This is a genomic window from Pontibaca salina, assembly GCF_016307205.1.
GTDB lineage: Bacteria > Pseudomonadota > Alphaproteobacteria > Rhodobacterales > Rhodobacteraceae > Pontibaca > Pontibaca salina.
The window spans coordinates 127,516-148,721 of the sequence record NZ_JAEIJD010000003.1; the positions used below are offsets into that span (position 1 = coordinate 127,516).

Below are 21,206 nucleotides of genomic sequence, written 5' to 3' on the forward strand. Positions count from 1 at the left end.
CAACCCCGTGGCTGTCGCGATACAGTCGCAACCGGGGGGCGCAGGATTGATGGATCCGTTGGAGTAAGCATGTTGGGTATCGGAAAAATCGCCAGAAAGGTATTCGGGACGCCGAACGACCGGAAAATCAAGGCGACACGCCCTCTGGTGGATCAGATCAACGCTTTGGAACCCGAGCATGAAAAGCTTGACGATGACGGGCTGAAAGCCAAAACTGATGAACTGCGTAAACGTGCGCTGGATGGCGAAAGCCTGGACGATCTGCTGCCTGAGGCTTTCGCCAATGTCCGCGAAGGGGCACGCCGTGCGCTGGGTTTGCGCGCCTTCGACGTACAACTTATGGGCGGTATCTTTCTGCATCAAGGCAACATCGCCGAGATGAAAACCGGCGAGGGCAAGACCCTTGTCGCGACCTTTCCCGCCTATCTGAACGCGCTGACCGGTAAGGGTGTGCATGTCGTCACGGTCAACGAATATCTGGCCAAACGTGACGCCGAATGGATGGGCAAGGTATTTGCCATGCTGGGCATGACGACCGGCGTCAATGGTTCGGATATGACCGGCGCAGACAAGCTCGCCGCTTATAGTTGTGACATCACCTATGGCACCAACAATGAATTCGGCTTTGACTATCTGCGCGATAACCTCAAATCCGACTTGGCCGATGTCTTTCAGAAGGACCATAATTTTGCCATCGTGGACGAGGTCGACAGCATCCTGATCGACGAGGCGCGTACCCCTCTGATCATTTCCGGGCCATCGGATGACCGCTCGGAACTGTATGTTTCGATCGATAAGATTATCCCCCTGCTCAAGGACGATCACTACGAGCTTGATGAAAAATCCCGCGCGGTATCTTTCACGGACGAAGGCAACGAGTATCTGGAGCAGCAGCTTTCGGCACATGGGTTGCTGGAAGACGGCCAATCCCTTTACGATCCCGAAAGCACCACCATCGTTCACCATGTCAATCAGGGCTTGCGCGCGCATAAACTGTTCCAGCGGGACAAGGATTACATCGTGCGCGGCGACGATGTGGTGCTGATCGATGAATTCACCGGCCGCATGATGGCGGGCCGCCGCCTGTCCGACGGGTTGCATCAGGCGATTGAAGCCAAAGAAGGCGTGCCGATCCAGCCCGAAAACATCACCATGGCCAGTGTCACCTTCCAGAATTATTTCCGCCTTTACGACAAGCTGGCAGGCATGACCGGCACCGCCGCAACCGAGGCCGAGGAATTTTCCGAGATCTACGGGCTTGGCGTCGTCGAGGTTCCGACCAACAGGCCAATCGCCCGGATCGACGAAGACGACAAGGTCTACCGCACAAGCGGCGAGAAATATCAGGCGATCATCGACGAGATCAAAGAGGCACACGCCAAGAAACAGCCGGTGCTGGTTGGCACCACGTCGATCGAAAAATCAGAGATGCTAAGTGATCTGCTGAAATCGGCTGGGATCGAGCACAATGTTCTGAACGCCCGCCAGCATGACAAAGAGGCCGAAATTGTCGCCGATGCGGGTCGTTTGGGCGCTGTCACAATCGCCACCAACATGGCCGGGCGCGGCACCGACATCCAGTTGGGCGGCAACGCGGACATGAAGGTGATGCAGGCGCTTGCCGAGAATCCCGATGCCGACCCCGCCGCCCTGCGCGCCGAGCAAGAGGCGGCGCATGCGGCCGAAAAACAAAAGGTTATCGAAGCAGGCGGGCTTAACGTCATGGCTTCGGAACGTCACGAAAGCCGCCGGATCGACAATCAGTTACGCGGCCGGGCCGGACGGCAGGGGGATCCAGGGCGCACGGCGTTCTATCTCAGCCTTGAAGACGATCTGATGCGTATTTTCGGCTCTGAGCGGCTGGACAAGGTGCTGACCACCCTTGGAATGAAGGAAGGCGAGGCGATTGTTCACCCATGGGTCAACAAATCGCTGGAGCGTGCACAGGCAAAGGTCGAAGCGCGCAATTTCGACATGCGTAAGCAGGTCCTGAAATTCGACGATGTCATGAATGACCAGCGCAAGGTGATCTTTGGCCAGCGCCGCGAGATCATGGCGGCCAAGGATCTGTCCGAAATCGCTACCGATATGCGCCATCAGGTCATCGATGATCTGGTTGACGCGCACATGCCACCCAAGACCTATGCCGACCAATGGGACATCGAGGGGCTCTATGCGCATGCCATTGAGATGCTGGATATTGACGTCCCGATCATCGAGTGGGCCGCCGAGGAAGGTGTCGATGACGAAGACATCCGCGAACGCCTGACCAAGGCGGCGGACGAAAAAATGGCCCAGAAAGCTGCCGCATTCGGCCCCGAAACGATGCGCAATATTGAAAAACAGGTCCTGTTACAGACCATAGACAGCAAATGGCGCGAACATCTGCTTACCCTTGAGCACCTTCGCTCGGTCGTGGGCTTCCGTGGCTATGCGCAACGCGATCCCTTGAACGAATACAAATCCGAGGCGTTCCAGCTGTTCGAGGGGCTGCTCGACAGCCTACGCGAAGAAGTGACCAAACAGCTTGCGCGGGTCCGCCCGCTGACCGACGAGGAACAGCGTCAGATGTTGGCGCAAATGGCGGCACAACAGGCCGAGATACAAAAGGCTGCGGTACCGGCAGATGATGAAGCCGCTGAGGGCGAAGCCGTGAATGGCTTTGACGCCGACGAGCCAACCACCTGGGGAAATCCGGGGCGCAATGAAAGATGCCCTTGTGGCAGCGGGAAGAAATTCAAACATTGTCACGGCCGTCTGACCTGAGCAGACAGGCCTTGGTCAAAGGTACCCTTGCGCACGGAAACTGAGTTCGCGGGATTTCCCAATAATCAGATGATCATGCAGGGTTAGGCCCAGAGCGGTGCAGGCGGCCTGAATCTGCGCTGTCATGTCAATATCCGACGGTGACGGGGTTGGATCCCCCGATGGGTGATTGTGTACCAGAATTAGCGCTGAGGCATTTAATTCCAAAGCGCGTTTTGCAACTTCGCGGGGGTAGACCGGAACGTGATCAACGGTGCCGCTTGCCTGTTCCTCATCCGCAATCAGGGTATTCTTGTGATCTAGGTAAAGCACCCGGAATTGCTCGGTCTCGCGATGGGCCATCGTGGTGTGGCAATAATCCAGGATCGCATTCCAACTGGAAATGATCGGCCGTTGCATCACCCGCGCGCGGGCCATGCGATGCGCCGCAGCCTCGACGATCTTCAGGTCGGTGATAACCGCCTCGCCCACGCCCTTAACCTGTTTCAACCGCTCTGGCGGCGCGGTCAGGACACGATTGAAATCCCCGAAAATGTCCAGCAATTCGCGCGCCAATGGTTTTACATCGCGTCGCGGGATCGCGCGGAACAGCACCAATTCCAGCAATTCGTAATCGGGCATCGCCCCGGCTCCGCCCTCGCGGAATCGGGCGCGTAATCGGGTGCGGTGATCAGCGATATAGGACGGCAATCGCCCCTGCGGTAAGGCAACGGCAGGCGCTTCGTCGCTGTCAAAAAGCGAGGCGGGCGCCTCGTGGAGTGCCGGACCATGTGTCATGATCTCAGATTTCCACGAGACAGGTGAATTATCGGTTAACCGGGTTGGTCAGCCCTTCATGCTTTCCCAAAAGGATTTGACCGAGGAAAAGAACGAATTGGACTCGGGATTGTTGTCCTCGCTCAAATCCTCGAATTCGCGCAGCAATTCCTTTTGGCGGCTGGTCAGGTTCACCGGAGTTTCCACCGCAAGTTCGATAAACATATCCCCGACACCGCCACCGCGCAGTGCGGGCATACCCTTGGAACGCAGGCGCATTTGACGGCCCGACTGGCTGCCAGCGGGAATCTGCACACGGCCACGCCCGCCGTCGATGGTCGGCACTTCGATCGCACCACCCAGCGCCGCCTTGGCCATACTGACCGGAACGCGGCAGAAAAGATTGACGCCCTCGCGTTCAAACAATTCGTGCTTGGCCACTTCGACAAAGATATACAGATCGCCCGGCGGACCGCCCCGCATTCCGGCCTCGCCCTCGCCGGCAAGACGGATCCGGGTTCCGGTTTCGACCCCGGCCGGGATATTTACGTTCAGTGCCCGATCCTTTTCGACCCGGCCTTGTCCGCCACAGCTTTTGCAGGGATTCTTGATGATCTGGCCCATGCCCGAACAGGTCGGACAGGTTCGCTCGACCGTAAAGAACCCTTGCTGCGCACGCACCTTGCCCATGCCCGAGCAGGTCGGGCAGGTGGCAGGTTCGGTGCCGCCCTCGGCACCGGTACCGTTACAGGGCGAACAGGCGACCGCAGTTGGCACGTTGATGGTTTTTTGCAGGCCGTTATAAGCCTCTTCCATGGTGATCCGCAGGTTGTAGCGCAGATCCGCGCCGCGTGCGGCCCGTCGTCCACCACCGCGTTGCCCCATGAAGTCGCCGAACAAATCGTCAAACACGTCGGAAAAAGCCGACGAGAAATCACCCCCGCCAAAGCCTGCGCCGCCACCGCGGTGACCGCCCCCACTGCCGTCAAACGCGGCATGGCCAAAGCGGTCATAGGCCGCCTTTTTTTCGGCGTCCTTCAGAATCTCGTAAGCTTCGTTGGCTTCCTTGAACTGCGCTTCGGCGTTTGGATTATCCGAGTTGCGGTCAGGATGCAGCGCTCGCGCTTTGCTACGATAGGCTTTCTTGATTTCATCTGCTGAAGCGCCACGTGCGACGCCCAGAACTTCATAGAAATCGCGTTTCGACATCGTATTGTCCCTTCTGCCCGAACGAGACCGGGCCGGCCCGACCCTTGGACCGACCCGATCTTACTCTGGCTAGCCTTTAGGCACGCTTGTCATCATCCAGATCTTCGAATTCAGCATCGACAATGTCGTCATCTGCCGGACCTTCATCGGCCGCCGATGGCTCTTCGCCAGCCTCTTCCTGAGCAGCTTTGTAAATCGCTTCACCCAGTTTCATTGCTGCTTCGGTGACGTTCTGGATGCCGGATTTGATCTTTTCGGCATTATCACCTTCCAGATCTTCCTTGAGCGCCGAAATTGCCAGTTCGATCGCTTCGATCGTGGTCGGATCAACCTTGTCGGCATGTTCTTCCATCGACTTTTCGGTCGAGTGGATCAAGCCTTCTGCCTGGTTGCGCGCATCCACCAGATCGCGGCGCTGCTTGTCATCCTCGGCATGTTCTTCGGCATCCTTGACCATGCGCTCGATATCCGCCTCCGACAGACCGCCGGACGCCTGGATCGTGATCTTCTGTTCCTTACCGGTTCCCTTGTCCAAAGCACCAACCGACACGATACCGTTGGCGTCAATGTCGAACGTAACCTCGATCTGCGGCATGCCGCGCGGGGCTGGCGGGATGTTTTCCAGATTGAACTGACCCAGCATCTTGTTGTCCGATGCCATCTCGCGCTCACCCTGGAACACCCGGATCGTCACCGCATTCTGGTTGTCCTCGGCGGTCGAGAAGATCTGCGACTTCTTGGTGGGAATGGTCGTATTGCGGTCGATCAGGCGGGTGAACACGCCGCCCAGGGTCTCGATCCCAAGGCTCAGCGGTGTCACATCCAGCAGGACGACATCCTTGACATCGCCTTGCAGAACGCCTGCCTGAATCGCGGCACCCATGGCAACGACTTCGTCCGGGTTCACACCTTTGTGCGGCTCTTTGCCGAAGAACTTGGTGACTTCTTCGACCACTTTGGGCATCCGGGTCTGGCCGCCGACCAGAACCACCTCATCGATGTCGCTGCTGGTAAAACCCGCATCCTTGAGCGCCGCCTGACAGGGTTTGATCGAAGCCTTGATCAGATCACCCACCAGGCTTTCCAGCTTGGCCCGGGTCAGCTTCATGACCATGTGCAGGGGCGAACCATCCTTGCCCATCGAAATGAACGGCTGGTTGATCTCGGTCTGGGTGGCGCTGGACAGTTCGATCTTTGCCTTTTCAGCGGCTTCTTTCAGACGCTGCAGGGCCATCTTGTCCTTGCTCAGATCGACGCCGTGTTCCTTTTTGAACTCGTCCGCCAGATAGTTGACGATCCGCATGTCAAAGTCTTCGCCACCCAGGAAAGTGTCGCCATTGGTCGATTTGACCTCGAACAGGCCATCGTCGATTTCCAGAATCGTGATGTCGAATGTACCACCGCCAAGGTCATACACCGCGATGGTGTGGCTTTCGGTCTTGTCCAGACCATAGGCCAGTGCCGCGGCAGTCGGTTCGTTGATAATGCGCAGCACTTCAAGCCCGGCGATGGTGCCGGCATCCTTGGTGGCCTGACGCTGGGCGTCGTTGAAATAGGCCGGGACCGTGATGACGGCCTGCGTCACCTCTTCGCCCAGGTAACTTTCAGCAGTTTCCTTCATCTTGCCAACGATGAAAGCGGAAATTTGGCTGGGCGAGTATTTCTCGCCGCGCGCTTCGATCCACGCGTCGCCATTGCCGCCATCGACGATCTCGAAAGGCACCAGTTTGCGATCTTTTTCCACGGCCGAATCGCCGATGCGACGACCGATCAGGCGTTTAACGCCAAAAACTGTATTCTCCGGGTTTGTAACGGCCTGCCGTTTTGCCGCTTGACCGACCAGTCGCTCTTCTTCGGTGAAGCCAACGATCGACGGCGTGGTGCGCCCGCCTTCTGCGTTCTCGATGACCCGCGGCTGGCTGCCGTCCATGATGGCCACACAAGAGTTCGTGGTCCCTAGGTCGATACCGATAACTTTAGCCATTGTAATTTGATCCCTTCTAACTTCAAGGCGATGACCCGAGGCCGAACCCGTTGTGGCGCCCAGACCCCGATTATTGTGCTGTCCGGTGCCTGCACCTTTCAGCGTCCCGGCGTATATAAGGATCGCAAACCGCTGCTGCAACCGCCCAAACCGGGCAGTTTGTGTGAATTAAGCGGGAATCCGGGCCAGGCCCGGCAAGTAACTGAAGGGAAACTGGGAATGCGGATAACGTTGCGCGGCTTCGAGATATTCAAGGGCCGTCTGGATGCTCCGGCACAGCGCGCGCTGATCGCGGCGCTGCGCCCGGTGCTGCAAGCCGCGCCGCTGGTCTCGCCGCAAACGCCCTATGGGAAGGCAATGTCCGTGCGCATGACGTCGGCAGGTGCGGTCGGCTGGTATTCTGATCGCAAGGGCTACCGTTACATGCCCCAGCACCCGCAAGGCACCGCTTGGCCCGACATCCCGCAGCCGGTGCTGGATATATGGGACGACGTAACCGGGCTGGAGCGGCGGCCCGATTGCTGTCTGGTAAACTATTACGGCGAAGGCGCACGGATGGGGTTGCACCAGGATAAGGACGAGGCCGATTTTTCCTGGCCGGTCGTGTCAGTGTCACTGGGCGATGACGGGCTGTTCCGGATTGGCAACCGGACACCGGGTGGATCGACGGAATCAATCTGGCTGACTTCGGGGGATGTGGTTGTCATGGGGGGTGAGGCACGATTGGCCTATCACGGGCTGGACCGGATCAGATTCAAATCCTCGCGCCTGCTTTCCAAAGGCGGTCGGCTGAACCTGACCCTGCGGGTCACGTCCTGAGGCGCTTTTCAACGCAGCGGGCCTGCGTTAAGGATACCGGCCATGAAAGATCTGCCCGCCCTCTATAAAGCCGGGGTCGCTGACGGAAGCCTCACCCCCGATCCGGCGCAGGAGGTCGTCCTACCCGAGTTTGAGCGCATCCGCGCGGAACTGGCCCGCCCAGTCCGGAGAGGCCTTTTCCGCAAACCACCCGCGCCCCCAAAAGGGCTGTATCTCTGGGGCGGGGTTGGGCGCGGGAAATCCATGCTCATGGATCTGTTCGTAAGTTCGCTCGGCGGCGTGCCACGTCGGCGGGTCCACTTCCATGTCTTCATGCAGGAAGTTCACGCCGCGCTTCATCAGGCTCGCATGACTGAGGTCGAAGACTCGCTGGGTCCCGTCGCGGCCAGGATGACGGCCGATCTGCGCCTCTTGGCCTTTGACGAGATGCAGATCACCGATATCACCGATGCAATGCTTGTGGGACGTCTGTTTCAGACGCTGCTTGATGCCGGCGTCACCATCGTCACTACATCGAACCGACCGCCTGACGATCTTTACAAGGACGGCTTGAACCGGCAGCTCTTCCTGCCGTTCATCGACCTGATCAAATCCCGGATGGCGGTGCAGGAACTGGCCAGTCCAACCGATCACCGCCAGAATCGCCTGGCCGGGACACAGACCTATTTCACCCCGGCCGGGGCCGACGCACACGCCGCGATCGAGACAATCTGGCAAGATCTGGCGGGCGGCGAAGGCCGATCCCTGACCCTTACGGTGAACAAACGTGATATCACCCTGCCGCAATGTCGCAACGGCGTCGCGCGGGCCAGTTTTTACGATCTCTGCGCAAACCCGCTCGGGCCTGCGGACTATCTCGCCATTGCCGACGCGGTGCGCGTGCTGATCCTCGAAGACATTCCGCGCCTGTCGCGCTCAAACTTCAATGCGGCCCGCCGTTTCGTAACGCTGGTTGACGCTTTATACGAGGCTCGCGTGCGCCTGATCGTCTCGGCTGATGCGCAGCCAGAATCGCTTTACGTGGAAGGGGACGGCGCGTTCGAGTTCGAGCGCACCGCCTCGCGCCTGCGCGAGATGCAAAGCGCCGACTGGGCCGGCTGATTCGCCCGCCCAGCTTCTTTCTGGTCAGAAATACCCATTGCACCGGGGCGCGCCCCGGTCCTGCCCTAGGCGTTTTCGCGCATCACCGACCCGGCCAGATAAAGCGAGCCGCAGATCAGAACGCGCGCGCCGGGAGCGTCTTGGCGTATCACGTCTAGCGCCGCCCGCACGGTTTTTGCCGTTTCTGCCTTTAGTCCAACCGCGCGCGCGGTCTCGGCAACCGCTTCGGCGGGCAGGCTATTGGGCTCGCCCGGGATCGGCACCGCGATCAGCACCTCTGCCTGCTCGGCTAAGGGGCGCAAAAAGCCGCTGATATCCTTGCTGTTCAACATGCCGCAGATCAGCCGGGTCGGACGTTCGGGCAGATCCGCCATAAGGGCGCGCAGGGCCTGACCCGCGGCCGCGTTATGGCCACCGTCCAGCCATAACTCGCAGTCCCCGGCGGCCTCGACCAGCGCGCCTTCGGTCAGGCGCTGCATCCGCGCGGGCCACTCGGCACGGGTGACCGCGGCTTCCCAGGCGGCCTCGCCCAGGTCAAGCTGGCGCAGCGCCGCGATCGCAATTCCGGCATTCTCGATCTGATGGGCCCCTTGCAGATTGGGCAGCGGTAGATCGCACAGGCCACTCTGATCGCGATAGACCAGCCGCCCGCGCTCTTGCGTAACGTGCCAGTGCTGGCCATGGGTCAAAAGCGGCGCACCAACGCGGGCGGCCTGTTTTTCGATTACCCGCAAGGCCTCGTCCGGCTGGGGGCCGACGATACAGGGCACGCCGCGTTTCAGAATACCGGCCTTCTCAAGGGCGATCTCGGCCAGCGTGTTACCCAGAAACTGTTCGTGATCGATCGAAATCGGCGTGATGACCGTCAGACAGGGTTGGGGAATGACATTGGTCGCATCCAGCCGTCCACCCAAGCCGACCTCAAGCAGGGTGTAATCTGCCGCCGTGCGGCTGAATGCCAGCAGGGCGGCGCAGGTGGTGATCTCGAAATATGTGATCGGCACATCGCCATTGGCGGCATAGCACTCGTCCAGAACGGCGGTCAGGTCGGGTTCTGAAATCAACTGCCCCGCCACCCTGATTCGTTCGTGAAACCGCGCCAGATGCGGTGAAGTATAGGCATGCGCGCTGAGCCCCGCGCCCTCGATCCCGGCCCGGATCATCGCTTGGGTCGATCCCTTGCCATTGGTCCCCGCGATATGGATGACGGGAGGCATGCTGTCTTGCGGATTGCCCAGATCCTGCAACAGCCGCCAGACCCGATCCAGCGTCAGGTCGATGATCTTGGGGTGCAATTCCATCATCCGTGACAGGATGACATCGGATGAAGGGGTGCTCATTCAGCGCTCTTTTCTGATGTTTTCGCCATGGCGGATTTGTCGTCGTCAGGTTTCGCGGTCGCGTCCCCCGCCACCGCCGCAGGCCCGGGTGTGGGTGGGGGCAAATCACCGCGTACCGCCGGCGGCAGGCCCAGCAATATCCTTGTGATCGTAATCAACTCATCGCGCAGGCTGTTGCGATCGATCACCCGGTCCAGCATCCCGTGATCCAGCAGGTATTCGGCGCGCTGGAACCCTTCAGGAAGCTTCTCACGGATAGTTTGCTCGATCACACGCGGGCCGGCGAAACAGATCAGCGCGTTCGGCTCGGCAATCTGCACATCGCCCAACATCGCGTATGAGGCGGTCACGCCGCCCGTGGTGGGATGGGTCAGCACCACGATATAGGGCAGCCCGGCCTCTTTCAGCATCTGCACTGCCACGGTGGTGCGCGGCATTTGCATGAGCGACAGGATCCCTTCCTGCATGCGGGCACCGCCCGAGGCGGAAAACAGGATCAGCGGACGTTTTAACTTCACCGCCTCTTGCGCGGCGGCGACAATGGCATTGCCGACATACATGCCCATGGAACCACCCATGAAGCTGAAGTCCTGCGCCGCCGCGACGATGGGCGTCCGCCCCATCTCGCCAGTGGCGATCAGCATCGAATCCTTCTCGCCCGTGGCTCTCTGGGCAGCGCGCATGCGCTCAGGGTATTTCTTTTGATCGCGGAAATGCAGCGGATCGACAACCGGCTGAGGCACCTTGATTTCAGCGAAGACGCCGCCATCAAACAGCGCTTCGAACCGCTTGCGCGGGCTGATCTGCATGTGATGGCCGCAACTGGTGCAGACGTTGAGATTGTCGCTCAACTCGCGGTGAAACAGCATGGTGCCGCAGTCATCACATTTCTGCCAGAGGTTCTCGGGCGTATCACGGCGCGAGAAAATCGAGTTGATACGGGGGCGGACGTAGTTGGCGATCCAGTTCATCGAGAGGCCCTTTTGCGGCGGAGGCTGGCGCCCAGATAATCTGACCCGCAGTGAATTGCAATCAGCGCCGGATCGCCAGCCGCGCGGCCAGCCAGGTGACGAACATCATAGCGAAATCAACCACCAGCCAATTGCGCAGATATTCGGTGTCGGCCATATCGAAAGCCACGACATATAGCGCCAACCCGCTAAGCGAGTCGGGCAGCGACACGACGATCAGCGCGGTAACATTATTGGCCAGATGCACGGCAATCGCCGGGCCCAGCGTGCCGGCCCGCGCCGTGAGATCAGCCATCAATATGCCGAACAACCCGGCCCAGATCGCGATGGGCACCGCGTTGTCCCCGGCCTGCGTGGGCAGATAATGGCCCAGCGCGAATAATACCGAGGGCAGGATCATCCAGATCAGCGGATTGGAAAACCGCGCCGCCAGCGCCTGCTGGATATAGCCGCGAAACAGGATTTCTTCGGCGCTGGCCTGCACCAGAACGGCCATCAAAGACAGCGGAAGCAGGCTCAGCCACATTGGCAAGGCCAGATTTTTGGTCAACGGAGGGTCGATAGCGTAGGGGGGCAGGAGCGCCAGAACCGCGCCCAGCGCAATCAGCGCAATCAGCACCCTGCGGAACTGGCGCAGCGTCTGCCACAGCGGTCCGAGCAAGCTCAGACCCGAGCGTTTTTGGAGCAGCCTTGCCGCCACAAACACGCCCAGCGTGACAAATCCGAAACTGCCCAGCATCACCAGAAGCGGCAGCGGAGAATTGCCCAGCCCGCTTCTGAATTGCGCCGCCCAATAGGACGCATTCCACGCCATCAGCAAGGCGCTCAGCGTTGAGTTCAAGCCAAAGCTAACGGCAGCAATCAGCACCAGCCCGATCCCAAGGCGCCACAGTTGCGGATGCCGACGTGCCGGGGCAATCAGTTGGTCATGCGCAACATAAGGGCGCGGGGGCATCAGTTTCCTTTCCTGCGAAAATCGCACAGGCGCGCGTGCGCCCGATATTTCGCTAAAACTGGAGGCAAACCCGCATGCCGTCAATCCTGCGGCCCTTGTGCAGCAGCAGGCACAAGTCTATTCCAAGGCCAACGGAACATGAGGAGAGCCGCCATGCTCAAGCGGGAATTCGATAAAAGCAAACTGCCCAGCCGCCACGTGACCGAAGGTCCGGCCCGCGCGCCGCATCGCTCGTATTACTATGCCATGGGCATAAGCGAGGAAGAAATTCACCAGCCCTTTGTCGGCGTCGCCACCTGCTGGAACGAGGCCGCGCCGTGCAATATTGCGCTGAACCGTCAGGCGCAGGCAGTCAAGATGGGTGTGAAACAAGGGTCCGGCACGCCGCGCGAATTCACCACCATTACCGTGACCGACGGCATTGCCATGGGCCACGAAGGCATGCGCTCGAGCCTTGCCAGCCGCGAAGGAATCGCCGACACGGTCGAACTGACCATGCGCGGACACTGCTATGACGCGCTGGTGGGCCTTGCAGGCTGCGACAAATCGCTGCCCGGCATGATGATGGCGATGGTGCGGCTCAACGTACCGTCGGTATTCATCTATGGCGGCTCGATCCTGCCGGGGCGGGCGCCCGACGTGCCCGGCATCCCCGAGGATTTTGCAGCGCGCGACCTGACCGTTCAAGACATGTTCGAGGCCGTCGGACGCCAGCAAAGTGGCACCATGTCCGAGGCCGCGCTGGACGTGCTGGAACGCGTCGCCTGCCCCAGTTCCGGTGCCTGCGGTGGCCAGTTCACCGCCAACACCATGGCCTGTGTTTCAGAGGCAATCGGGTTGGCGCTGATGAACAGTTCCGGCGCACCGGCCCCTTATGAAAGCCGCGACCAATATGGCGAAGCCTCGGGCCGCGCCGTGATGGACCTGCTGGAGAAGAATATCCGCGCGCGCGATGTCGTTACACGCAAATCGCTGGAAAACGCCGCGCGCGTCGTGGCCTGCACCGGCGGTTCGACCAATGCCGGCCTGCACCTGCCGGCCATCGCCCATGAAGCCGGGATCGAATTCTATCTGGATGATGTGTGCGAAATCTTCCGCGACACGCCTTATTTCGTCGATCTCAAGCCCGGCGGGCAATATGTGGCGAAGGATCTTTATGAGGTTGGCGGGGTTCCCGTCGTTCTGAAAGAACTGCGCCGCGCCGGCCTGATCCACGAGGATTGCATGACCGCGTCGGGCAAGACTATGGGCGAGGAACTGGACCTGATCACCCGCGAAGCCGATGGTCGCGTGATTTATCCAGTGGACAAGCCGATTTCGAAAACCGGCGGGGTTGTCGGGCTGAAGGGCAACGTCGCCCCCGAGGGTGCCATCGTCAAAATCGCTGGCATGGCCGAAGAGGACATCGTGTTCACCGGCCCCGCCCGTGTGTTCGAGAGCGAAGAGGACGCTTTCGAGGCGGTCAAACAGCGCAATTATGAAGAGGGTGAAGTCATCGTCATCCGCAACGAAGGCCCCGCAGGCGGCCCCGGCATGCGCGAGATGCTGGCCACCACCGCTGCGCTGTCGGGCCAAGGCATGGGCAAGAAGGTCGCGCTGATCACCGATGGTCGCTTCTCTGGTGCGACGCGGGGTTTCTGCGTTGGCCATGTCGGCCCCGAGGCGGCCGCTGGCGGACCAATCGCGTTGCTCAGGAACGGCGACTTGATCACCATCGACGCCATCAAAGGCCAGCTCAGCGTCGATCTGTCCGATGAAGAACTGGCAAAGCGCAAAGCCGATTGGACAGGTCCGCGCGACACGATCTATGCCAGCGGCGCCTTGTGGAAATACGCGCAACTGGTGGGAGCGACCTATAAAGGGGCCGTGACCCATCCCGGTGCCGAAGTCGAAAAACACATCTATATGGACCTTTGACAAACGACCGGGGCCGCGCAGCACGACCCCGGTTGCTTTTCGGCCTTGAGCCACAGAAGATGGGCAACGTTGACTTTATAACCGCACCGACCGCGCCGGACCTGACATGAGTAGGATACTGGATCGACTCCTTCACAGGGGCGCCCTGCGCTGCTGGTCCCGCGCCGCGGGTTCTGCACACGAATCGTCCCTCGGCGACCTGCGTCGCCAGCGCAACAAAGCCCATCAATTGCGTGCGCAATTGAACCGGTTGATCCATGTGGCGGATGGACGTCTGGCGCTGCCACAGATCGGCAGTTCGCATTTCCCGCGCCCGCATGGCACTGACTGGTCATGGCGGCCAGCGATCTGGCGGGGTCCGCTCCCAATCGCGGGCTTGGCTTCGATGGACTCTAAGACAATGCTGGGCTCCGAACTGACCCTATTTCACGATTGCCCGCTCTCGGAGCTCAGCCTGCGACAGATGAGAAATAGCCATGCGACGGATCTTGCGCCGTATGGGTTGCGCTTGGATGTGTTTAGCTTTGACGGTTCGTATCTGTCGCTGGTTATCGATCTGCCGCCAGACGCTGCGAACGGCCTGGTCAAAACTCAATTGATAAGGGTTGATGCAACTATCCAGCTTGAACAGCCTGTCAAAGTTTTTTTCCGCCTCAACATCGACCATGGCCCCAACTCAGCACAAGTCGTCCGGGAATTGCCGATAGGCGAGCCGCATATATGTGTGGAGTTCGACCTTTTTGCTCTGCGCCTGAACGAAAACCGGGTTGAGAAATTGTGGCTGGACATAATCTTTGACGCACCCGAGATGAATCAGATCATCATTCGCGATCTGACATTTGCTCGCCATCCACGCGCCAAGATTTGACCGGGTTAATGACATGACCAAACTGAAACTGACCAAGCTACGCATGCGCAACCGTATCTGGGAAGGGCGTATTTCTGGCGCCTGTCACGCCGAAAAGCCGAATGTTCTTGTAACCTATCGGGATCAGCCTGTTACCGGTGTGACCCTGCAGAAAAGCAATGATCCAGGCCTCTGGGATATTTTTATCTCCGTGCCGACCCACGCAGTTGCGGACGGCGTACATACAATTGTTATTTCTGACGGACAAAGCCACGCACAGCTTGGCAATTTCAGCCTGATTGCGGGCGAAGCAGAAACCGATGATCTTCGTGCCGAGGTCGAGCTGTTGCGTGCTGAACTGGATATGCTGAAACGCGCCTTCCGGCGGCTCTATCTGGACTCAAAAACCGGGCCCGGCAACTCGCCGGTTAAGCGTCAAATATTCGCGTGCGACGCCCAAGTGGCGGAACCAACCGATCAGACGACAAGGCTTGAAGCCACAAAAGTCGAAGTGTCAGAGCCCACGCAACAAAAAAAGAGAAGTGGCATTCGGAGAAAAGGCTGACCGCATAGAATTAGTCCGTGACTGGGCCAGACTGGGCGTTGTCATACGCTCACGCGCGGCAGCGCCTGAAAATTGTTCAACTGATGCAAGAGCAGATTTCTAGTGATCTTTTCTTTAATCGTTTCCAATTCCTCGTCGATATCAATCTGACCGAATGGCTTGGGCAAACCTATGGCGGTCTTGAATTGCGCTGCATCGGTGTGCTGGAGAATTTCCCGCCTGCCGGACCTTGACCTAGGATGACGGGCTGAAAGCTCATGATTTAGGCATCGCTGCAAAAAGACGGCTTTCGCGGGGTAACAATCTGCGCAGCGCACGAAGGCAACCGTAATGGTGATCCGCGATCAAGGCCTCCGTGGCCTCGGCCAACGTTGCGCGACTGTCGCGGTCGGTGAATACTTGGCTCAGCTCTTCGATCTGGCGCAATAGCGCGAGGTGAGTGCGGTGCGGATCGCGGTCACCGGACAACACGAGTTGCACCGCAAAGCAAGCACGTCGCACCGGGGTATTGGCATCGTTCGGATGAATCGCGTCGCGCAAGCGCAGGATTTTGGTGCCCGGTGTCCTGATCGACATACGGCTTCGGCGATCGCCATTTTCGATAACCGCACCGTTCACCAATACGCGCTCTTTCGGCGCCAGTGTCAGAACCAGCCCGCCCATCTCATATCACCTCGCCACGTAGACCCGCCATGATAGAGGTATTGATATCTAGCAACGGCGAGACATCGTCGTCTCGGGATAACACCTTACTGGTATGGTGGTGGACAAACTCGGCAAGGTAAAACAAGCGCGCCTTCAGCTCCTTTGGCAAGCGATTAGTCGGGTCGGCGATATCAATAATAAAGATGTCCCACAGCTGGCGGTTTTCATGCAGTGCATGGGCCAACTCCACAAATCCATCGCGGCCTTTATCAGCTGCCGTTTTCAGATTTTTGGTAATGCGAGCAACGGCCTCATATTCGATTCCTCGGGGCGTGCGTGTCGGAGCAGCCGCTGCTGAGTAGGCGCGCTGGGCCTGAGAGATGGCGTTCATGCTATGTCCTCATATATTGGGGAATGGAGCAGGGAGGAGGCGGCGCAGACCGCCCCACCCTCGAGTATTAGCGGAACAACGACAGGATGGTCTGCGGTGCCTGATTGGCTATGGAAAGCGCCTGAATACCCAGCTGCTGCTGTGTCTGCAGTGCCTGAAGACGAGCCGAAGCTGCCTCCATATCGGTATCCACAAGCGCGCCAATACCGGATGCCATCGCATCCATGACCTTTCCGACGAAGTTGTTCTGGTCGGAAATTCGCTTGCCAGAGGCACCAAGACCCGCGGCCCCGTCTACCGCCGCTTGAATAAGCGTCTCGATCGTGTCAAGCGCAGTTGTGGCATTTGCAGTGGTATCGACAGCGATGCCGGTGCGAGCCGCAAGCGCCGCTTCAAAATCAGCCGAAGTAACGCTGATCTGAGTTCTGGTCACAGTACCGCCCGAGCGATCAAGTGAAGCTGTCACGTTGAGCGAGGCTGCACCGTTTCCATCCACATCGGTACGGAGCAGATTTGCACCGTTAAATTGCGACCCATTGATGATCGCGGTGATTTGGTCATTCATTGCAGCGACTTCGGCTGACAACTTGCTATGGTCGACGTTCTCGCCCGTCGCTGCGACAATCCGCTCCTTCATGTCGTTGAGGATATTAACGACTTGCTCGGCTCCGGCCGAGGCTACGGCAACGGTCGATTCACCAAGGGACAGGGAGTTGGATATGGCCCTGAAGCCAGAAACATCCGTTTCCATTACCTTGGTAATCGCCCAGATGGCCGAGTTGTCCTTGGCCGCTGCAATATCTTTGCCCGTCGAAATGGCGTTCTGAGTTTTGGTTAAATCATTATTGATGGCTTTCAGGGTCTGCAACGCAACCATAGCGCCGTTGTTTGTCAGAATACTGGACATTACTCATTCCTTCAGAACTTGGGCAGTTTCTGCCCGATTCGATTCCGCCCCCAATGGACGGAGAAAAATGTCATTCTGACGTCTGCGTAGGCCGATCGGCGTCGCGCCACCTTTTCGTTAAGGTGCTATTCGACAATGCGCTCTTAATGCTAAGGAAATGTTAAACCTAACAAGCGCTTAGCCTTAATTTAAATCAATTCTTGTCAGACCCGTGTTTCAATACTGGACTGTTTGCCCGCTGAGTAATCGGCGCGGCGACCACTCCTGTCATAAGTCGCCAATCCGGTCCGGACACTACGCAGAATCGCCATGCGTTTCGCGACCGCGCGGACGCCCTCCATGGCGCTGTCAAACAGAACCTGATTGCGCTCGGCCTTTTGCTTTACCGGCGCGAGCCTATGGCGCTCCGAATCTCCAAATGTGCCCAGCGCGTCGACTAGTGCGGTTTTCTGCTGCAGGATCGAATCGAGTTGACCCAACCCTCCGGCCAGCAGCGCAGCGTGTTCATGGTCAAGCAATAAACTAAGCTTTTCAATCAGCGTGTCGAATGATTCTTTGGTCATTTCCGAGCCTCCATTAGGGATTGGAAAAGGATTTCGGCCAGTCCGATGCCACCGCTGCGCGCGATCTGTTCGGCCTGCGCCCGCACAAGGAATGAGTGAAACTGCCCCTCACCGGGGCCTCCGCCTAGCGATTCGCGGTGTTGCCCCAAACCGGCAGATTTCAGCATCTCAGCGAGAAAAGCGGTTTCAAGACCCACTGCAGCTTCGCGCAGCGCGGCGACGCCGGGCGCATGAAGCTGAACGCCGTTAGGTGCTGGAGCGGGAATATCCATGAATTGACTCCAATTGCGTCGATAATTCCAAGGATCGGGCGCTCGGGTTAAAAATTCGGTAACTGGTTGCGGCCATAGTTGGGTCACGTTGATGGAGAAGGATGCGCTATGCTGATAGTTTCGACCAGCGCCCTTAACAGCGGCGCAGCGGCGGCGACCGCAAAGGAAAGCGACGGGTCCCGAACCGGGGCGCCGCATGATTTTGACACATTTCTCGACACTATAGGCGAGGGCGATTCGCCAGCCACCGATTTGCACGGTGACGAACAGGCCGGAACAGAAGACCACATCACCGCCGAAAGCTCGGAGGACAGCGAAGAAGACTCCTCGTTGGTTTGCGCGGATAAGTCGCCCGCCGGGGCGTGGATGAATCAGTCGCATGGGTTACAGATGGCGGACCTAAAGCGTATTGCACAGTTCGGCCTTAGCGGCGACGGTATTGCGCCTGAAGCCGATCAGAGAGTTGCTTTGGGAAATATCGCTGACATGCTGCCTGCGGAGAACCCGGCGACATCGCTCATTGGCGTGAAAAACCGAGAAGGCGCAGAAAACAGCCTGGTCGGGCACGTCATACCGTCCGTCTTACGAAAAGCCGAAATACCGGAATTTGCGCAATCCAACCCTGTTTTTGCGACACTCCCACTCCGGGGGGAGGCTGTAGCGGAGCCCTCGACATTGAACGCACTGACAGTGGCGCAGCCGGTCAGGCAGACCGCAGAGGCTATCGAAATGCTGATGCGCCAGCCTGACAAGCGGGTTGAGATTTCTCTCAACCCGGAGGAACTCGGGCGCGTCCGTCTGGCCTTGTCGCGCACCGAACACGGAATGACTCTGGCAATTATGGCGGATCGTCCTGAAACCCTTGATTTGATGCGCCGCCATATCGATCAGTTGGCCGCCGAGTTGCATCGCTTGGGGTATAGCGATTTCGGGTTCAGCTTTGGTGGCAACTCACCGGAGGGGCGGGACAGGGAAAACCCTAAGCGACAACACCCGCATAACTCTGCTCTTCCTGCGGACAGGGCGCAATCTGCCGTTATTTTCAACCGTCCGATGACAGATGGCCTTGATCTGAGATTATAGGACAATGATTTCACCCAACCCCAACTCTCCTTTGTTCGATTCGGTCGGCCATAACCGTGCAGCACCCGCCATTGAAACCAGCGCTCCCGCCGTATTGGCGTCGGATTTCGAAACCTTTCTGAAGATGCTGACGGCGCAGGCCCGCTATCAGGATCCGATGGACCCAATGGATTCATCGGCATATGCCGCGCAGCTGGCGCAATTCTCCATGGTCGAGCAACAGGTTCAGACGAACAACACGCTGGCCGCGCTGGTCAGTCAGATCGCGACATCGAAAATGGCCTCGCTGGCGGGTTGGATCGGATTGGAAGTGCGCAGCGCCAGTGCCATGCAGTTCAACGGCAATCCGATCACCCTTTTCCCCAGCCCTGCCGCCTTGGCCGACAGGATGACGCTTGTTGTTGCCGATTCCAAAGATGTCGAGATCCAGCGGCTGACCCTGCCGATATCTGCCGAGCCGATAGAATGGGCCGGGATGGACGAGAACGGTGCGCCATTACCATCCGGGCTATATAATTTTTCCCTCGAAAGCTACCGGGCCGGTGAACTGATCCTTACCGAACCTGTTGAAATCTACGGAAAGATCATCGAGACACAGGTCCATGAAAACGAGATCATTCTGATACTTGAGGGCGGCCAAATCGTGCCGTCTTCTGCCGTGACGGCATTGCGACGGGGTTGATCACATCCTTTGGCCGATTGCATCATCCCCGACGCCCGCAGAAAGATCACATCATCAAACAACCATCATTCATCCGACTGCGGCATCAAATCTCTGCGCCCGATGGAGACGTAGCGATAAAACCCTGCACGGGCGGTATCGCTGACCGAATAGACGTTCCTCAGATCCGCCATCGCAGGATTGCGCATCCGCGCTGCCAGACGCTCAAGATCAAGCGCGCGAAATTCGTTCCACTCGGTCAAAATGACCACAGCATCCGCATTATCGACCGCCTCGTAAACATCGTCGAGCCAGTCCACGCCCGGCAAAAGAGCCGCACCTTCGCGCTGACCCTGAGGATCCACCACGCGTATTTTCGCGCCGGCCCCGATCAACGCCGGGATGACGGTCAGGGCCGGAGCTTCGCGCATATCATCGGTATCGGGTTTGAAGGTGACGCCGAGAACAGTGATCGTTTTGCCCGCCACGGTACCATCCAGCATATCGACAATCTTTTCGCTCATACGGCGGCGGATTTCATCGTTCACCTTGATGACGGTTTCCGTAATTTGCATCGGCAGCCCATGTTCCTGCCCGATACGGGCCAGCGCGCGGGTATCCTTGGGAAAGCACGAGCCGCCATATCCGGGCCCAGCGTGCAGGAATTTGTTTCCGATACGTCCGTCCAGCCCCATCCCCTGACTGACCCGCTTCACATCAGCGCCGGTGCGTTCGCACAGCGCGGCAATCTCATTGACGAAGGTGATCTTGGTCGCAAGAAAAGCGTTGGACGCGTATTTGATCATTTCCGCGGTTTCGAGATCGGTGGTCATAATCGGAAAGTCGCGCAGATAGAGCGGGCGATATATTTCTTCCAGAATCTGGGCCGCGCGCTCGGTCTCGACACCGACAACAACGCGGTCGGGGCGCATGAAGTCATCGATCGCTGCGCCTTCGCGCAGGAATTCCGGGTTTGAGGCCACATCGAATTCGACATTCGGATTGGCGTTCTCAATAACGTGCTTGACCTGACGATTGGTCCCGACCGGAACGGTCGATTTGGTGATGACAACCGTATAGTCGGTCATCGCATTGGCGACTTCCTCGGCGGCGGCCATGACATAGGTCAGATCCGCATGCCCGTCGCCACGCCGCGTGGGCGTGCCGACCGCGATAAACACGGCTTCCGCACCCGCCACTGCGGCGGCAAGATCCCCGGAAAACGTCAGCCGACCGGCCTCGGTATTCCTGACGATCAGATCATCAAGCCCCGGTTCGTAAATCGGAACTTCGCCACGGCGCAGCATATCAATTTTCGCTGGATTCCGGTCTACGCACACGACCTCATGCCCGAAGTCGGAAAAGCAAACGCCGGATACCAGCCCGACATATCCCGTGCCGATCATCGCAATTTTCATTCGGTATACCTTTCAAAATACCCGCAGGAAAACGAC

At 58.7% G+C, this 21,206-nt stretch carries 21 protein-coding genes; 9 read left to right on the forward strand and 12 right to left on the reverse strand.

Going from position 1 to position 21,206, the window contains the following annotated elements:
* The first annotated feature begins 69 nt into the window (after nucleotides 1-69).
* Nucleotides 70-2,766, forward strand: coding sequence for a preprotein translocase subunit SecA (gene secA / locus JAO82_RS05600; RefSeq protein ID WP_198685377.1), 2,697 nt, complete (start codon nucleotides 70-72; stop codon nucleotides 2,764-2,766).
* Nucleotides 2,767-2,781: 15 nt separating this feature from the next.
* Here secA and radC read toward each other — a convergent pair whose 3' ends face one another.
* From radC to dnaK, 3 genes are all read right to left on the reverse strand, one after another.
* A complete protein-coding gene (gene radC / locus JAO82_RS05605) occupies nucleotides 2,782-3,543 on the reverse strand; it encodes a RadC family protein (RefSeq protein WP_198685378.1) in 762 nt (253 codons plus the stop codon).
* Between the two features lie 48 nt (nucleotides 3,544-3,591).
* Nucleotides 3,592-4,731 (reverse strand): molecular chaperone DnaJ, encoded by a 1,140-nt coding sequence (gene dnaJ / locus JAO82_RS05610; RefSeq protein ID WP_198685379.1) that lies wholly within the window; start codon nucleotides 4,729-4,731, stop codon nucleotides 3,592-3,594.
* A 76-nt stretch (nucleotides 4,732-4,807) separates the two neighbouring features.
* A complete protein-coding gene (gene dnaK, locus JAO82_RS05615) occupies nucleotides 4,808-6,715 on the reverse strand; it encodes a molecular chaperone DnaK (protein ID WP_198685380.1) in 1,908 nt (635 codons plus the stop codon).
* A 219-nt stretch (nucleotides 6,716-6,934) separates the two neighbouring features.
* Between dnaK and JAO82_RS05620 the strand changes: the two genes are divergently transcribed.
* A complete protein-coding gene (locus tag JAO82_RS05620; RefSeq protein WP_198685381.1) occupies nucleotides 6,935-7,534 on the forward strand; it encodes an alpha-ketoglutarate-dependent dioxygenase AlkB family protein in 600 nt (199 codons plus the stop codon).
* A 42-nt stretch (nucleotides 7,535-7,576) separates the two neighbouring features.
* Complete coding sequence (zapE, locus tag JAO82_RS05625; protein ID WP_198685382.1) at nucleotides 7,577-8,635, forward strand: cell division protein ZapE; 1,059 nt, start codon at nucleotides 7,577-7,579, stop codon at nucleotides 8,633-8,635.
* A 65-nt stretch (nucleotides 8,636-8,700) separates the two neighbouring features.
* On the opposite strand, the gene JAO82_RS05630 is transcribed toward zapE, so the two are convergent.
* From JAO82_RS05630 to JAO82_RS05640, 3 genes are all read right to left on the reverse strand, one after another.
* Nucleotides 8,701-9,975 (reverse strand): bifunctional folylpolyglutamate synthase/dihydrofolate synthase, encoded by a 1,275-nt coding sequence (locus JAO82_RS05630; protein WP_198685383.1) that lies wholly within the window; start codon nucleotides 9,973-9,975, stop codon nucleotides 8,701-8,703.
* A complete protein-coding gene (gene accD / locus JAO82_RS05635) occupies nucleotides 9,972-10,946 on the reverse strand; it encodes an acetyl-CoA carboxylase, carboxyltransferase subunit beta (protein WP_198685384.1) in 975 nt (324 codons plus the stop codon). The genes JAO82_RS05630 and accD overlap by 4 nt, the downstream gene beginning before the upstream one ends.
* A gap of 61 nt (nucleotides 10,947-11,007) precedes the next feature.
* Nucleotides 11,008-11,901: a CPBP family intramembrane glutamic endopeptidase gene (locus tag JAO82_RS05640; protein ID WP_198685385.1), complete on the reverse strand. Its 894-nt coding sequence runs from the start codon at nucleotides 11,899-11,901 to the stop codon at nucleotides 11,008-11,010.
* Between the two features lie 153 nt (nucleotides 11,902-12,054).
* Here JAO82_RS05640 and ilvD point away from each other — a divergent pair, with 153 nt between their 5' ends.
* The 4 genes from ilvD to JAO82_RS05660 all read left to right on the forward strand — a co-directional run bounded on the left by ilvD (nucleotide 12,055) and on the right by JAO82_RS05660 (nucleotide 15,463).
* Entirely contained in the window at nucleotides 12,055-13,818 is a 1,764-nt protein-coding gene (gene ilvD / locus JAO82_RS05645) for a dihydroxy-acid dehydratase (RefSeq protein ID WP_198685386.1), read from the forward strand.
* Nucleotides 13,819-13,924: 106 nt separating this feature from the next.
* Nucleotides 13,925-14,686, forward strand: a complete 762-nt coding sequence (locus JAO82_RS05650; protein ID WP_198685387.1) for a DUF6478 family protein — start codon at nucleotides 13,925-13,927, stop codon at nucleotides 14,684-14,686.
* A 13-nt stretch (nucleotides 14,687-14,699) separates the two neighbouring features.
* A complete protein-coding gene (locus JAO82_RS05655) occupies nucleotides 14,700-15,230 on the forward strand; it encodes a hypothetical protein (protein WP_332872492.1) in 531 nt (176 codons plus the stop codon).
* Nucleotides 15,231-15,247: 17 nt separating this feature from the next.
* Entirely contained in the window at nucleotides 15,248-15,463 is a 216-nt protein-coding gene (locus JAO82_RS05660; RefSeq protein WP_198685388.1) for a hypothetical protein, read from the forward strand.
* 22 nt (nucleotides 15,464-15,485) lie between these two features.
* Here the strand turns inward: JAO82_RS05660 and flbT are convergent, their stop codons facing one another.
* The 5 genes from flbT to JAO82_RS05685 form a co-directional block, all read right to left on the reverse strand.
* On the reverse strand, nucleotides 15,486-15,893 hold the full coding sequence (gene flbT / locus JAO82_RS05665; RefSeq protein WP_198685389.1) for a flagellar biosynthesis repressor FlbT: 408 nt from the start codon (nucleotides 15,891-15,893) through the stop codon (nucleotides 15,486-15,488).
* A gap of 1 nt (nucleotide 15,894) precedes the next feature.
* Nucleotides 15,895-16,266 carry a flagellar biosynthesis regulator FlaF gene (gene flaF, locus JAO82_RS05670; RefSeq protein ID WP_198685390.1) on the reverse strand — a complete coding sequence of 124 codons (372 nt, stop codon included), beginning with the start codon at nucleotides 16,264-16,266 and terminating at the stop codon, nucleotides 15,895-15,897.
* Nucleotides 16,267-16,333: 67 nt separating this feature from the next.
* Nucleotides 16,334-17,173 (reverse strand): flagellin N-terminal helical domain-containing protein, encoded by an 840-nt coding sequence (locus JAO82_RS05675; protein ID WP_198685391.1) that lies wholly within the window; start codon nucleotides 17,171-17,173, stop codon nucleotides 16,334-16,336.
* A 203-nt stretch (nucleotides 17,174-17,376) separates the two neighbouring features.
* Nucleotides 17,377-17,736: a flagellar biosynthesis protein FlgN gene (locus JAO82_RS05680; RefSeq protein ID WP_198685392.1), complete on the reverse strand. Its 360-nt coding sequence runs from the start codon at nucleotides 17,734-17,736 to the stop codon at nucleotides 17,377-17,379.
* On the reverse strand, nucleotides 17,733-18,008 hold the full coding sequence (locus JAO82_RS05685) for a rod-binding protein (RefSeq protein ID WP_198685393.1): 276 nt from the start codon (nucleotides 18,006-18,008) through the stop codon (nucleotides 17,733-17,735). The genes JAO82_RS05680 and JAO82_RS05685 overlap by 4 nt, the downstream gene beginning before the upstream one ends.
* A 252-nt stretch (nucleotides 18,009-18,260) precedes the next feature.
* Here JAO82_RS05685 and JAO82_RS05690 point away from each other — a divergent pair, with 252 nt between their 5' ends.
* Both JAO82_RS05690 and JAO82_RS05695 read left to right on the forward strand, forming a co-directional pair.
* A complete protein-coding gene (locus JAO82_RS05690; RefSeq protein ID WP_232897257.1) occupies nucleotides 18,261-19,091 on the forward strand; it encodes a flagellar hook-length control protein FliK in 831 nt (276 codons plus the stop codon).
* 4 nt (nucleotides 19,092-19,095) lie between these two features.
* Nucleotides 19,096-19,773 (forward strand): flagellar hook capping FlgD N-terminal domain-containing protein, encoded by a 678-nt coding sequence (locus tag JAO82_RS05695; protein ID WP_198685395.1) that lies wholly within the window; start codon nucleotides 19,096-19,098, stop codon nucleotides 19,771-19,773.
* Between the two features lie 65 nt (nucleotides 19,774-19,838).
* Here JAO82_RS05695 and JAO82_RS05700 read toward each other — a convergent pair whose 3' ends face one another.
* The gene (locus tag JAO82_RS05700; protein ID WP_198685396.1) at nucleotides 19,839-21,170 is read right to left on the reverse strand and encodes a UDP-glucose dehydrogenase family protein; all 1,332 of its coding nucleotides are present in this window, start codon (nucleotides 21,168-21,170) and stop codon (nucleotides 19,839-19,841) included.
* Nucleotides 21,171-21,206 lie beyond the last annotated feature (36 nt).

What these genes read in the sequence shown, in the direction of transcription:
- secA (WP_198685377.1), top strand. Translation starts at nt 70, where the DNA reads ATGTTGGGTATCGGAAAAATCGCCAGAAAGGTATTCGGGACGCCGAAC.
- radC (WP_198685378.1), bottom strand. Translation starts at nt 3,543, where the DNA reads ATGACACATGGTCCGGCACTCCACGAGGCGCCCGCCTCGCTTTTTGAC.
- dnaJ (WP_198685379.1), bottom strand. Translation starts at nt 4,731, where the DNA reads ATGTCGAAACGCGATTTCTATGAAGTTCTGGGCGTCGCACGTGGCGCT.
- dnaK (WP_198685380.1), bottom strand. Translation starts at nt 6,715, where the DNA reads ATGGCTAAAGTTATCGGTATCGACCTAGGGACCACGAACTCTTGTGTG.
- JAO82_RS05620 (WP_198685381.1), top strand. Translation starts at nt 6,935, where the DNA reads ATGCGGATAACGTTGCGCGGCTTCGAGATATTCAAGGGCCGTCTGGAT.
- zapE (WP_198685382.1), top strand. Translation starts at nt 7,577, where the DNA reads ATGAAAGATCTGCCCGCCCTCTATAAAGCCGGGGTCGCTGACGGAAGC.
- JAO82_RS05630 (WP_198685383.1), bottom strand. Translation starts at nt 9,975, where the DNA reads ATGAGCACCCCTTCATCCGATGTCATCCTGTCACGGATGATGGAATTG.
- accD (WP_198685384.1), bottom strand. Translation starts at nt 10,946, where the DNA reads ATGAACTGGATCGCCAACTACGTCCGCCCCCGTATCAACTCGATTTTC.
- JAO82_RS05640 (WP_198685385.1), bottom strand. Translation starts at nt 11,901, where the DNA reads ATGCCCCCGCGCCCTTATGTTGCGCATGACCAACTGATTGCCCCGGCA.
- ilvD (WP_198685386.1), top strand. Translation starts at nt 12,055, where the DNA reads ATGCTCAAGCGGGAATTCGATAAAAGCAAACTGCCCAGCCGCCACGTG.
- JAO82_RS05650 (WP_198685387.1), top strand. Translation starts at nt 13,925, where the DNA reads ATGAGTAGGATACTGGATCGACTCCTTCACAGGGGCGCCCTGCGCTGC.
- JAO82_RS05655 (WP_332872492.1), top strand. Translation starts at nt 14,700, where the DNA reads ATGACCAAACTGAAACTGACCAAGCTACGCATGCGCAACCGTATCTGG.
- flbT (WP_198685389.1), bottom strand. Translation starts at nt 15,893, where the DNA reads ATGGGCGGGCTGGTTCTGACACTGGCGCCGAAAGAGCGCGTATTGGTG.
- flaF (WP_198685390.1), bottom strand. Translation starts at nt 16,266, where the DNA reads ATGAACGCCATCTCTCAGGCCCAGCGCGCCTACTCAGCAGCGGCTGCT.
- JAO82_RS05675 (WP_198685391.1), bottom strand. Translation starts at nt 17,173, where the DNA reads ATGTCCAGTATTCTGACAAACAACGGCGCTATGGTTGCGTTGCAGACC.
- JAO82_RS05680 (WP_198685392.1), bottom strand. Translation starts at nt 17,736, where the DNA reads ATGACCAAAGAATCATTCGACACGCTGATTGAAAAGCTTAGTTTATTG.
- JAO82_RS05685 (WP_198685393.1), bottom strand. Translation starts at nt 18,008, where the DNA reads ATGGATATTCCCGCTCCAGCACCTAACGGCGTTCAGCTTCATGCGCCC.
- JAO82_RS05695 (WP_198685395.1), top strand. Translation starts at nt 19,096, where the DNA reads ATGATTTCACCCAACCCCAACTCTCCTTTGTTCGATTCGGTCGGCCAT.
- JAO82_RS05700 (WP_198685396.1), bottom strand. Translation starts at nt 21,170, where the DNA reads ATGAAAATTGCGATGATCGGCACGGGATATGTCGGGCTGGTATCCGGC.